Genomic DNA, 12,461 nt, shown 5'->3' with positions numbered 1-12,461 from the left:
AAAGGAATGGCAGATCTTTATAAGACGATTTTATTCCTCAACTACGGGTTGCTTCTGGCTGTAATACTGTTGGGAGCTGTTAAATACCGCATATTAAATCATAAGGAAAAGCAATATTTTCATTGTATTGCTTTCCTTTTTTTTATTGAACTGCTGAATCTTGTGTTGCCGTATGTTTTCAAGCTTAATGATACATCATTTCTTTATCCGTTTTATATAGCCGGAGAGTTTTTCTTACTGACAAGTTTATTCATAAGAAAATTAGATTGGCCAAAATACCTTCTGGCTCTGGTAGGAACACTGGCTGTTGGGTTTATGATTTCAAAATACGGCTTCGATTATCCTGCGAATGCAGATATTGCTAAAGTGGTTTCCAATATTATCATTATTTGTCTTTCAGGATTTACCCTGATTGGTGAGATTAAAAGCGGAACCGCCCAGAACCGGTTCCTTTTTGTGGATGCCAGTATATTTTTCTACTATTCAGTGTCTGTATTTATTTTTATTGTTCAGCATCAGATCGCTAATCTTTCAGAAAACGATTATTATATCCTTTTTAGCACCAATAATATCCTATCCAGTATTTTGTACTGTTCACTTTTATATACATTCATCAAATTAAAGAAGTAACCTTAAATATTAACCTGTTGATCCTTATAATTGTTACCATAGCAATTATAGTGTCTTTTATTATGCTGGCTTACAGAGCTTTTATCAGCAGGATTATTAAAGAAAAAAATACCCAGCATGAGGCTGAAGTTCTTCATCAGAAGAAATTGGTACTGGAGAATATTAAAGCCCAGGAAGAAGAAAGAAAAAGAATTGCAGTCATGATTCATGATGATATTGGAAACAGGCTCAATATCCTTTCCTTATGGCTTAATAACCTTGATACCCAGGGTGATGAGGTGATAAAAAAAAATATTTATGGTCAAATGTCTTCCCTGATTGATGCTGCCAGAAGTATTTCTCATTCACTATATCCTGTTAATCTTGAATCAGTAGGACTGGTTTTATATGCAGAAGAACTGATTGCCAATCTTTCTCATAAAATTAATATTTCCCTGCAGGTAATGCCGGGATACGAAAAGAAAGATCTTTTTGTAGAAGTACAGTTGTACAGGATTATTCAGGAATTCACCACCAATGTAATTAAGCATTCTGATGCTACAGACCTGTGGATTTACATCAAAGATTATCCGCAAAATATGGCTGTTATTATTTCAGATAATGGGCAGGGATTTGAATATGAAGAGGTGAAAAAGGGAATGGGAATCAAGAATATTGAATCCAGAATCCAGTCTATGAATGCCGTTCACAAATGGAAAAAAACTTTTTTAAATAAAGGAAGTCGTTTAATTGTAAAAATTCCAAAATATCATGAGTTCCCAAATCAAAATAGCACTGATTGATGATGAACAGCTGATCCTTGAAGGGGTAAAAATGCTTTTGTCTAATGAAAAAAATATATCCGTTGGTCTTACCGCCGATAATGGTCCCGATTTTATAGAAGATCTGGGAAAACTTTCTGCATCAGAATTTCCTGATATTGCCCTCGTAGATGTTCAGATGAAGCCCATGAACGGATTTGAGCTGGTGGAAATCCTCAAGGAAAAATATCCGGATCTTAAAATTATTATTCTCTCATCCCATTACAAAACCTCCATTCTGGGGTATATGGTGAAGTTAGGAGTTTCTGCTTTCCTTCCCAAAAATTCAAATAAGAAAACATTTATAGATGCCATAACGATGGTTCATAAAAATGGAGTTTTCTTTACTGCTGAAGATCATCAGATGCTGTTTACCTATATGAACAGTACTGCCAAGAAAAATTCGCTTTTTGAAACAGAAGATGAACTGTCTGAAAGAGAAAAAGATGTTGTAAAACTGATCTGTCAGGAATTCACCAATAATGAAATAGGCGAAAAACTCTTTATAAGCCCAAGAACTGTGGAAAGTCACAGACAGCGTATCCTCGAAAAAATTGGAGCCAAAAACACAGTGGGAATCGTAATCTACGCCATTGTAAACAATATTTACTCTCTTGAAAAAATATAACCTCATTCCGTAGAAATACGGAATTTTTTATTTAGTAGTTTTCACTCTAGCTTACCCCATCTTTCTTCCGTTATTTTGAAATGTCTCTTTTAGGGATTTTAAGTAAAAAAAACATAAATGTACAGACAGGATCTGTATTAAAAATTATTAAAATAATGAATGGCAGTAGAGTGATTTCCGTCGGAATTTTTTTTGACGGTACAGGAAACAACGGAGTAAATGCTCTTTCATCCGATAAACCATTGAACAATAATGAAAGCTATCATGGTGCATTTACCAATATCTATAAATTATACAGATCATTTAACGGATATGAGAAAATATATATTGAAGGAATAGGAACCGTAACAGGAAAAGAAGATAGCAATTTTGCAATGGCAACATGTGCCAACCCGCCCTATGGAAATGGGTATTCTTCTGATGATAAACTTCAGAAAGCTCATGATTTTGTACAGAATATAATCAAAGAAGTGGGTTGTGAATATCACTTTTATTTATACGGATTCGGGAGAGGAGGAATGCTGGCAAGAACTTTTTGTAATCAATTCCTATCTCATTATTTCCATGGGAATATTAAGATAAAGTTCATGGGGATTTTTGATGCTGTAGAATCTAAGCCCTTTAATACTTACGATCTGAGTCTTTCTCATCGGGTAGAAAATGCACTTCACTTCTGTGCTGTGAACGAAAGTCGATTTTTCTTTCCGTTGACAGGCTTTTTTTGTGACTCAAGAGCGATGCGGGATCAAAGAATAGAAGGATATTCATCAGTTTGGAAAGAAATTTTTGTTCCCGGAGCCCATGCAGACGTTGGAGGAGGGTATTTGGAAGGACCGCAATCAGTATATATTTCTACGGATTTTTTAAATATTGATCAGCTGAAAGTCTATGTTGAAGACATCAGAAATGCAAAAACTGATGCCGGAGGTCACAAAATATGGAATGCTTTACTTTCAGAGTATAGAATTGAAGAAAGAAATATTTTATCTCAGGCGTATGTTTGCAGAGATAAAGTCTACAACGAACTTTCAAAAGTGTATGGAAAGCTTATGCTTGAAGAAACCAATAGAATAGCATCTGTTTTTAATCTGGAAATGTATTTTGAAGTAGATTATAACAGACACCCCTTGCTTGAAAGTTTTTATAAAGAATTGGGGACTTACATGAAAGATATTTCATTAGATAGAAAACCAATATACAATTATTATGGATTGGCAGACTATACTCATATTTCAGCCAATTTTGGACTGTATAGCAATAATCAGTCGGGACAGTCGGAATATGAAATTAATGTTGAACTTCTCAATAACGGATTGAATGTTTCAAGCAGTACCACAGTAGATCCGAACAGCCAGACAAGGCTTTCTGTTGAACTTCACTTGCCTGAAGATAATTTTGTGGCAGATTTTCTATACGGAACAAGTGTTCCCAATAATGATATTTGGGTTCGTTCCATTGTAAAAGCTCCTGCAATAAGAATATTAAATGAAATTAACCATTAGCAATTAGTACTTCTCAGTTTTAAATTTAGGTTATTGGGGACATCAGATAAGGTGTCCCTTTTGTTTTTAGAAAGAGTATAAAGATGTGATTAAAGCTCTCAATTTTTTATTTCTGGGCTATTCATTTCTTTTTCCGTATTTTTGCGCTCGAAAATTCATCATTCATTATTAACCATTAATTTAAAAAATGCTTTCGGTTCAAGGTTTAGGATTACACCATTCAGGAAATTATTTATTTCAAAATGTAAATTTCACCATTAAAAAGGATGATAAGGTAGGTCTCGTAGGAAAAAATGGTGCGGGAAAATCCACTTTATTGAAAATGCTGTCCAAAGAAATCAATTTCTTCGAAGGAGAAGTTGTGACTGAGGGAAGCGTTACAATTGGGTTTCTAAAACAGGATCTTGATTTTGTAAAAGGAAGAACGGTTTGGGCTGAAACAATGCAGGCTTTTGAGCAAATTAATGCTTGGAAAAATGAGCTAGAGGAAGTCAATCATCAAATGACCGTAAGAACCGACTACGAAAGTGATTCTTACACGGATTTGATTAATAAAATGACCGAACTGAATGATCTTTTAATGAACCATGATGCCTACAATCTTGAAGGCGATATGGAGAAAGTATTATTTGGTCTTGGATTTAAGGCTGATGATTTCCAAAAAATTACCGATGAATTTTCAGGAGGATGGAGAATGAGAATCGAATTGGCAAAATTACTTCTTCAAAAGAATGATATTATGCTTCTCGATGAGCCTACCAACCACTTGGATATGGAATCCATCATCTGGTTAGAGAACTTCTTGAAAGACTATCCCGGAGCAATTGTTCTCGTAAGTCACGATAAACAATTCATGACGGCGGTTTGTAACAGAACGTTTGATATCAACAATAAAAAAGTTGACGATTACAAAGCCAACTATACAAAATATCTTGTGATGCGAGAAGATCGCCGTGAAAAACTGATTCAGGCTAAAAAGAATCAGGATGCGGAGATCAAGCAGATGGAAGATAACATCAATAAATTCCGTGCAAGTGCTACAAAAGCTTCTTTCGCTCAATCATTGATTAAAAAATTAGACAAAATTGAACGTATCGAAGTTGATAACGAAGACGTTTCAAAATTCAATATTCGTTTCGTACAATCTATGGTTCCCGGAAAAATTATTTTTGAAGCAGAACATTTAGGGAAAGCTTACGGGAAAAAACAAATTTTTGATGATGTAGATTTCATCGTTCAAAGAGGAGATAGAATTGCTCTTTTAGGGCAAAACGGACAAGGGAAAACGACGCTTGCTAAGATTTTGGCAGGTGATATTCAGGATTATTCAGGTTCTTGGAATCTTGGACATAATGTAAACATCGGTTACTTTGCCCAAAATCAGGAAGAGGTTTTAACACCTAACAAAACTGTTTTAGAAGAAGCAGAAGATGCCGCTACAGAAGAAACAAGACCTAGAGTAAGAGATCTATTAGGATCTTTCCTATTTCAGGGAGATGCCGTTTCTAAGAAGACAAAAGTACTTTCCGGAGGAGAAAGAAACCGTTTGGCCCTTTGTAAACTATTACTTCGTCCTTTCAATACGTTGATTATGGATGAGCCTACCAACCACTTGGATATCCAATCTAAGGAGATTATTAAGTTGGCTTTACAGAATTTTGAAGGGACCTTGATCGTAATCTCTCACGACAGAGAATTCCTACAGGGACTTTGTGATAAAATCTATGAATTCCGTGATGGAAAGATGAAAGAATTCCTTGGTGACATTAATGAATATCTTGAATACAGACAAAAAGAAACAATTAGAGAGATTTCTGCAGAAAAAGCTAAACTTCATAAGGAAGATGTAAAAGTAGAGACTAAAAAAGTTGAAGAAAAACCGGTTGTGAGTAACAGCCAGGCATCTAATATTGTAAGTAAGGAGCAGAAAAATATTCAAAATAAAATCAAGAAAGTAGAAGAAAAAATTTCTGAACTTGAAACTAAAGTTGAAGAAATGGAAGCTTCCTTTGCTAAAGAAAACCCTTCAGATGAAACTTTAGAAAAGTATAATACTGCTAAAGAAGAGCTGGATGCTGCTTTGCAGGAATGGGAATACCTGGGAACTCAACTTGATTAAATCAATATATAAATGCTTCATAATTTTTATGAAGCATTTTTTTTGTAACAATAGATAAGTTGTTTCGACGTATTATCTGTAAATCATAAAAGTAATTTAATAGAAGTTTAGTCTGAAAATTAAATTATTTTCCTAATTTTGAAAAATGATTTTTAAAGAAAGCAGAAACTTAAAGAGTTTTATCTCCAGACTATTGTTTGGGGTGTACTTCCTCGCGCTGCTTTCTCAAAGCTTTCACCATCATGATTCTGTAGACTATTTTAAGGCTTTTAATCTTAAAAAGGTTGAAAATTCAATGACGAAAGCTGTTGCTAAAGAGAAAGCTGGCGACTGTCTGGCCTGCCACTTTTTGGTTACCGGACATACATTGGCTCCTGAAGAATTCAGCTTCACCTTTGAGCATTATACGCACGAAGTAAAGCAAATTATTGCCATTCAGGAAAAAATTTGGTCTCAGACCAAATTCACTTTTCAGCTTCGGGGACCGCCCGCAGTTGCATAATCAATCAATTCTTATTGGGTTTTATTGCTCTGAACTTTAGAGTTCAAAGTATATGTTCTAGGCTTAAAGTATAATATTTTAGGTCGCTGAAAGATAGTTGTTAGTTTATAATTGGAACAAAAACGCCCATTACTAGCTTCTGTCATTAATACATTTTACAATCTACATTGTACAATGAAATAAACCCATCCAACAAATTTTAACGAAAAAATGTACCCTCATTAAAGGGGTACGCAATCCATCTATTTACAATGAAATTGATATATTGCCTGCTACTGATCTTTTGTGGATCAGTATTCACGAGTGCACAACAAACTTACACCGTACAAGGAACCGTTCAGGATTTTCATGATAAAACCATGCTGGAAAATGCGGTGGTGAAAATCGGAAACCTTACAGTGAAAACAGATAAAAAAGGGAAATTTTCCTTTGATAAGATTCCTGCAGGGAAGTATACACTCATTGCCAAACATCCTGATTGCAATGATTATACTGAAAATATAGGAGTTGATCAGGATCTTCATATTACCATTACTCTAGAACACCATACAGGTGATATAGAAACCATTACTTTACACGGAAGTCATAAAAACAAAGGTTCCGTAGTAATGAAAACATTGGATAAAGCGGAACTTGAAAGGAATTCTACAGAAAATCTTGGAAATATCCTTTCCAAAATTTCGGGAGTTGCCGTGTTGAAGACAGGAAATAATATTACAAAACCTGTCATTCATGGTCTTTATGGAAGCCGTATTTCTATTATGAATAATGGAGTGAAGCTGGCTGAACAGGAATGGGGGGCAGAGCATGCTCCCAACGTAGATGTCAATGACTTCGAACATATAGATGTTATTAAAGGGGCATCCGCTTTGAAATACGGGAATGATGGAGTAGCGGGAGTCGTACTTCTTGAGCCTGCAATCCCACCAAAGAAAGATACTTTGATGGGAAATGTAAAGCTTTCAGGAATCTCTAACGGAAGAGGGGGTGAAATCTCAGCTAATGTGCTTAAATCCTGGGAGAATGAATGGTTTGTAAAAGCAGGCGGAAGCTATAAAAAGCTTGGTGATATTTATATTCCACATCATACTCTTCAGAATACCGGAGCAGAGGTGAATTCATTCAACTTTTCTTTCGGAAAGCACGGCTTTATGGAGGGGTTTGATGTTTCCTATAGCGGAATCAATCAGGATTTTGGAATTTATAAAGGAGCACATCTGGGAAACAGTTATGATATCTACAGGGCTATGAACTTCGGACAGCCTTATTTTTTGGATGATTTCAGCTATGACATCGGATATCCGAAACAGAATGTAGAACATCATATTGCTAAGTTTTCTGCCTATAAACGTTTCGCTGATTTTGGAAAAATTACTTTTCAATACAGTTTTCAGTTGAACAAACGTAAGGAATATGATATCAGAAAAGGAGATTTGAAAGACACTCCTTCTATGGATTTAAGACTGATTACCCATTCAGCAAGCCTTACTCATCTTATTGAACGTTCAAACTGGAGTCTGGAAAGTGGGATTTCAGCAGGTTTTCAAGATAACTATCCTAATCCGGCAACGGAGGTTAGACGTCTGATTCCGGATTATTACCGTTATGATGCAGGAGCTTTTTCTATCTTTAAATATACTTTCTCTCCAAAACTGAATGCAGAAGCGGGAGTGAGATATGATTTTAGCAGATATGATTCTTACAAATATTATGATGCTAAAGAGTGGAATGAAAAATATGCAAGTGCTTTTCCTCAGTTTTATATAAAGCAGAGTGGAAGCAGAGTGCTTTCCCGTCCTATTTTTGACTATCATAATTTTTCAGCAAATATTGGTTTGAATTATAAGCCTTCCAAAGATTTTGATGTTAAATTTAATTTTTCAAGAATGAGCAGAACCCCGAATCCGGCAGAACTATTTGCTGATGGACTTCACCATTCTGCAGCCATTATTGAAAAAGGAGATTTAAGAATTAAAAAGGAAGAAATTTATAATGCCAATCTCTCTCTTACAGGTCGTTTCGATGTTTTGAAAGGACTACAGGTGGAAGCTAATCCGTATATTATCTTTTCTGACAGCTTCATCAATCAAATGCCGATAGAGATCCAGAATACAAGTAGAGGAACCTTTGCCGTTTGGGCCTATCAGCAGGTAAAAGCCAGAATGTACGGGATAGATGCAGATGCGCAGCTTACTATTTCGGATAATCTAAAATGGACAACAAGTTTCAGTGCATTAAGAGGAGATGATTTAACAAAAAATGAACCTCTTATCCTAATGATGCCTATGAACCTTAGAAATTCATTGGAATTCAATCTGAATAAACCGTCTCACTTCTATATCAGACTGGAAAATGAAAATGTGTTCAAGCAGAACCGTTTCCCAATCAGAGATCAGCCTGTGCAGTTTATTGAGGATGGAGAACTGGTAACCAGAATAATAGATTACAGTACTCCTCCTGCCTCATTTTCAATATTTCACGCATCAATAGGTGCAGATCTATTCAAAAACATGAATCTGAATTTCAGAATCAATAATATTTTTAACAAAGAGTACAAGGAATATCTCAACAGATTGAGGTATTATATGCCGGAACCGGGAAGAAATTTTGTGGTTACTCTTAAATACAATTTCTAACAATTAATATTAAAAATTAAATTAAAATGAAAAAATTATTCAACATATCACTTTTATTATTTGCAGCTGTATTACTATTCTCATGTCGTAACGGGAACGATGATATCCCTGAAGATATCCATGAGCATGAAGAAATTGGAAAGGTTGTGGTAACTCTTACCAATAAAGCCAATGGCGAAATACAAACGGTAAATGTTATAGACGGCCAAACAGCGGATCACCTTCACCTTAATCAGGGAGCAACTTATGCTGTAGATGTTGATTTTCAAATTAAACATGACGATCATTATCACAGTGCTGAGGAAATTATAGAAGAAAAAGATATGCACTTTGTTGTTTATAAGTTCTCAGGAGCAGATGTAAAAGTAAAAAGAGCAGCTAATGATATCGTAAGAACTGACGGTAAAAAATTAGGACTTAAAACAGAATGGACTGTAGCTACTGCAGCAGCCGGTAAAGTAAACATTACACTGGTACATGGCCCTACTTCTGTAAATGACAATTCTCCATCTGCAGATAACCAATTGGGAAGCACTGTAGGGGGTGAAAGTGATGTAGATCTATTTATAGATTTTCATTAATTAAAAAGAAATCCTTTCAAAGAAAAGGACCTATATCTTTTCATATTAAATTTGGTAAACCACTGATTTTTTCAGTGGTTTTTTTATTTAACAACATTTGGCTGTATTAGTTGATTTTAAATGGGTATTTGTCATAAAAAATTCATATTTTTGCAACCTAAAATTTTAATCAATAATGAAGGTTACCGCACAAAACCATGATGATGTAAGTGCATTGCTTACAGTGACATTGGAAAAATCTGACTACAAAGAAAAAGTAGAAAAGCAGTTGATTAATTATGCTAAAAATGCGCAAGTTCCTGGATTCAGAAAAGGGAAAGTGCCTTTAAGTATGGTTAAAAAACAATATGAAGCAGGTATTGCATTTGAAGAAATCAACAAACAGGTTTCTGATGCTTTGAACAGCTATGTTAACGAAAACAAGTTAAGATTAGTTGGTCAGCCAGTTCCTCAGCCAGTAAACGAGTTCGATTACAACGCTGATCAGTTAGAAGTTGCTTTTGAAGTAGGATACGAGCCTGCATTTACTATAGATTTAGCTAAATATGAAGCTCCTCACTACAAAGTAGAAGCTTCTGAAAAAGAAATCACAAAGAGCATTGAAAACATGCAGAAGCGTTTCGCTGAGCAAGTTCCTCAAGATAAAATCACTAAAGATTCTTACATTGCTTTAGAAGTTTCTCAAGTAGTTGAAGAAGACGCTGAAGGAGAGCACCACCACCACCCAAAGAACGTTACTGTTACAGCTGACAACAAGGAGGCTTTCAAACTAGTAAAAGCTTTGAAAATGGATGGTTCTGTAAAAGTTACTAAGGAAACTCTTGCAGGTGATGAAGAACTAGCTAAAGAATTAGGATTCAGCAAAGAAGAAGTAGAGCACCTACACCACAATGAGGTAGAAGTAAAAGTAAAAGACTTCTATTCATTAAACTTAGCTGAACTTAACCAGGACTTATTCGACAAAGTATATGGAGAAGGAAACATTAAGTCTGAAGATGAGCTTAAAGAAAAAGTAAAAACTGAATTAGACGAGTACTTCCAACAAAATGCTGATGTTCACTTTGTGAATAAAGTATTGGAGCAAGTGACTGAAAAAGAAGAAGTAGCACTTCCTGAAACTTTCCTTGTAAAATGGTTAATGTTCTCTAACCAGAACATCCAGTCTGAAGAGCAGGCTAAAGAAATCCTTGAAGCTGAGAAAAACCAATTAAGATACCAGATTATCGAAGGAAAATTGATGACTGATAACGAAATTAACCTTGACTATGCTGATGTATTAGCACAAGCTGAGCAGTTAGTGAAAAATCAATTGGCTATCTACGGAATTCACCACCTAGGTGATGAGGAGGTTCAAAAATATGCTGTTGAAATGTTGAAAGACCAAGAGCAGGTAAGACAAATCTCTTCTGAAGTAGCTATGGCTAAATTGAAGGATGTTATCCTTGAAAAGTCTAGCAAAAAAGAAACTAAAATTTCTCACGACGAATTTTTAGAAGAACTTAAGAAATAATTATACACCGATATAAATATTTGAAAACCGTCAATTTTTTGACGGTTTTTTTTATTTTAATTAAGGAGGAACCCATCTCTCAATTTTATTTTTTCATATTCTTTACCAATTCAGCCTGTTATTCATTGCTTATCATTCATTTCTCATTATTTTAGGTATGTCATCCAATATTCCTATATTTACCCTTTAAACTTATTACATATATGAAAAAGATCATCATTCCATTTTTCTGTGTCGTACTTTTTTCTGTGCCGGCAGCAGCTCAGAAGAAAGATGCCGCTTCAGTTAAAACAGAGGCTGTAAGCTCAAAACTAACGGCTAAAGATGTATTGGATAATTATTTCAAGGCGTTGGGTGGAAAAGATAAATTAGAAGCTGTAAAATCCATGATTACTGATAACACAATGAGTGCTCAGGGAAAGGAAATTACAATGACAACAAGAAAGTTAGGAAATAAATTCAAGTCTGTACAGTCACTTATGGGGCAAAAGATGGTTCAGCTTTTTGACGGTGAAAAAGGATACTTTGACCAGTTTGGAAAAAAAATAGATATTCCCGCTGATAAGATTCCTGAATTGAAAAAAGGAAAACCGGTAGATGCATTAGCGTTTGAAGGAGCTGATTTTCAAAATGTAACTGTGGAAAAACTAGAGGGTAAAGATTACAATTTACTTTCTTCAGATAAAGGAAAATTTTATTTTGATGCAGCTACAGGTCTTTTGTATAAAACAATGGCAGGAGAGGGGAATATAACTGTAAAAAGTTATATGACAGTAGACGGATTGAAGTTTCCCGCTGAAGTAGAAGCTGAGGGAGGCGGACAAAAAGTAGAAATCAAGACTACTAAAATTGTTATTAATTCTGGAGTTACAGATGCGGATTTTAAATAGAAAATCTAGTACATTATAAATACAAAAGCCGGAAATATTCCGGCTTTTGTATTATCAAAGGTTTATAATTGATTATGAACCATATTCTTTCTTCCATTCATCAGCTGCTCCACTTAGAACTTCATAAAAGTCTTCTCCGTACTTTCTTATCAACGGTGTCTTTAAGAACTTGTAAACAGGTACCTGAAGTTCTTTTCCAAGAGTACAGGCATCGCTGCATACGTTCCATTCATGATAATTTAAGGCTGTAAATGCAGAATATTCTGTAACCCTGATAGGATAGAGGTGACATGAGATTGGTTTTTGCCAGTCTACAGCACCATCTTCATAGGCTTTTTCAATACCACATTTAGTAATTCCTTTTTCATCAAAAGTTACATAGGCACATTCGCGATTCTCCACCATAGGAGTAACATACATTCCGTCGTGTGGATCGGTGGTCCATGTTCCTTGTTCTTCAAGGGCTTTTACCCCTTCCTGGGTAAGATAGGGCTTTATTTTATCAAAAATACCGTCCAGTATTTCAAGCTCATCTTTATCCAAAGGAGCCCCTACATCTCCTTCCACACAACATGCCCCCTTACACTTGGTAAGGTTGCAAACAAATTCTTCGGAAAAGATTTCCTCAGAAATCAATTTATCGTCTATCTGAATCATAATTTT

Annotated in this window: 11 protein-coding genes; 10 read left to right on the top strand and 1 reads right to left on the bottom strand. The window is 35.2% G+C overall.

The genetic code is table 11. The features are described from left to right. Positions 1-6 precede the first annotated feature (6 nt). The 10 genes from C1638_RS19825 (at position 7) to C1638_RS19780 (ending at position 11,798) form a co-directional block, all read left to right on the top strand. Positions 7-630 carry a hypothetical protein gene (locus C1638_RS19825; protein ID WP_109623670.1) on the top strand — a complete coding sequence of 208 codons (624 nt, stop codon included), beginning with the start codon at positions 7-9 and terminating at the stop codon, positions 628-630. A 17-nt stretch (positions 631-647) separates the two neighbouring features. Further along, positions 648-1,412: a sensor histidine kinase gene (locus tag C1638_RS19820; RefSeq protein ID WP_228428226.1), complete on the top strand. Its 765-nt coding sequence runs from the start codon at positions 648-650 to the stop codon at positions 1,410-1,412. Then, a complete protein-coding gene (locus C1638_RS19815) occupies positions 1,381-2,058 on the top strand; it encodes a response regulator transcription factor (RefSeq protein WP_109623669.1) in 678 nt (225 codons plus the stop codon). The genes C1638_RS19820 and C1638_RS19815 overlap by 32 nt, the downstream gene beginning before the upstream one ends. Positions 2,059-2,213: 155 nt before the next feature. Continuing rightward, positions 2,214-3,560 carry a phospholipase effector Tle1 domain-containing protein gene (locus C1638_RS19810; protein WP_109623694.1) on the top strand — a complete coding sequence of 449 codons (1,347 nt, stop codon included), beginning with the start codon at positions 2,214-2,216 and terminating at the stop codon, positions 3,558-3,560. A gap of 187 nt (positions 3,561-3,747) precedes the next feature. Beyond that, positions 3,748-5,679, top strand: coding sequence for an ABC-F family ATP-binding cassette domain-containing protein (locus C1638_RS19805; RefSeq protein WP_109623668.1), 1,932 nt, complete (start codon positions 3,748-3,750; stop codon positions 5,677-5,679). A 145-nt stretch (positions 5,680-5,824) separates the two neighbouring features. Next, the gene (locus tag C1638_RS19800) at positions 5,825-6,181 is read left to right on the top strand and encodes a hypothetical protein (RefSeq protein ID WP_162926059.1); all 357 of its coding nucleotides are present in this window, start codon (positions 5,825-5,827) and stop codon (positions 6,179-6,181) included. 251 nt (positions 6,182-6,432) lie between these two features. Next, positions 6,433-8,817, top strand: a complete 2,385-nt coding sequence (locus C1638_RS19795) for a TonB-dependent receptor (RefSeq protein ID WP_109623667.1) — start codon at positions 6,433-6,435, stop codon at positions 8,815-8,817. 26 nt (positions 8,818-8,843) lie between these two features. Further along, on the top strand, positions 8,844-9,398 hold the full coding sequence (locus C1638_RS19790) for a hypothetical protein (protein WP_109623666.1): 555 nt from the start codon (positions 8,844-8,846) through the stop codon (positions 9,396-9,398). A gap of 175 nt (positions 9,399-9,573) precedes the next feature. Then, positions 9,574-10,908: a trigger factor gene (locus tag C1638_RS19785; RefSeq protein ID WP_109623665.1), complete on the top strand. Its 1,335-nt coding sequence runs from the start codon at positions 9,574-9,576 to the stop codon at positions 10,906-10,908. 203 nt (positions 10,909-11,111) lie between these two features. Then, a complete protein-coding gene (locus C1638_RS19780; RefSeq protein WP_109623664.1) occupies positions 11,112-11,798 on the top strand; it encodes a hypothetical protein in 687 nt (228 codons plus the stop codon). A gap of 72 nt (positions 11,799-11,870) precedes the next feature. On the opposite strand, the gene C1638_RS19775 is transcribed toward C1638_RS19780, so the two are convergent. Beyond that, positions 11,871-12,455, bottom strand: a complete 585-nt coding sequence (locus tag C1638_RS19775) for a DUF3109 family protein (RefSeq protein WP_109623663.1) — start codon at positions 12,453-12,455, stop codon at positions 11,871-11,873. Between the last annotated feature and the right edge of the window lie 6 nt (positions 12,456-12,461).

It is taken from the genome of Chryseobacterium oncorhynchi (assembly GCF_002899895.1).
GTDB lineage: Bacteria > Bacteroidota > Bacteroidia > Flavobacteriales > Weeksellaceae > Chryseobacterium > Chryseobacterium oncorhynchi.
The sequence above is the reverse complement of the archived record's forward strand: the minus strand, read 5'-3'. Positions and strand labels throughout refer to the sequence as shown.

What these genes read in the sequence shown, in the direction of transcription:
- C1638_RS19825 (WP_109623670.1), top strand. Translation starts at nt 7, where the DNA reads ATGGCAGATCTTTATAAGACGATTTTATTCCTCAACTACGGGTTGCTT.
- C1638_RS19815 (WP_109623669.1), top strand. Translation starts at nt 1,381, where the DNA reads ATGAGTTCCCAAATCAAAATAGCACTGATTGATGATGAACAGCTGATC.
- C1638_RS19810 (WP_109623694.1), top strand. Translation starts at nt 2,214, where the DNA reads ATGAATGGCAGTAGAGTGATTTCCGTCGGAATTTTTTTTGACGGTACA.
- C1638_RS19805 (WP_109623668.1), top strand. Translation starts at nt 3,748, where the DNA reads ATGCTTTCGGTTCAAGGTTTAGGATTACACCATTCAGGAAATTATTTA.
- C1638_RS19800 (WP_162926059.1), top strand. Translation starts at nt 5,825, where the DNA reads ATGATTTTTAAAGAAAGCAGAAACTTAAAGAGTTTTATCTCCAGACTA.
- C1638_RS19795 (WP_109623667.1), top strand. Translation starts at nt 6,433, where the DNA reads ATGAAATTGATATATTGCCTGCTACTGATCTTTTGTGGATCAGTATTC.
- C1638_RS19790 (WP_109623666.1), top strand. Translation starts at nt 8,844, where the DNA reads ATGAAAAAATTATTCAACATATCACTTTTATTATTTGCAGCTGTATTA.
- C1638_RS19785 (WP_109623665.1), top strand. Translation starts at nt 9,574, where the DNA reads ATGAAGGTTACCGCACAAAACCATGATGATGTAAGTGCATTGCTTACA.
- C1638_RS19780 (WP_109623664.1), top strand. Translation starts at nt 11,112, where the DNA reads ATGAAAAAGATCATCATTCCATTTTTCTGTGTCGTACTTTTTTCTGTG.
- C1638_RS19775 (WP_109623663.1), bottom strand. Translation starts at nt 12,455, where the DNA reads ATGATTCAGATAGACGATAAATTGATTTCTGAGGAAATCTTTTCCGAA.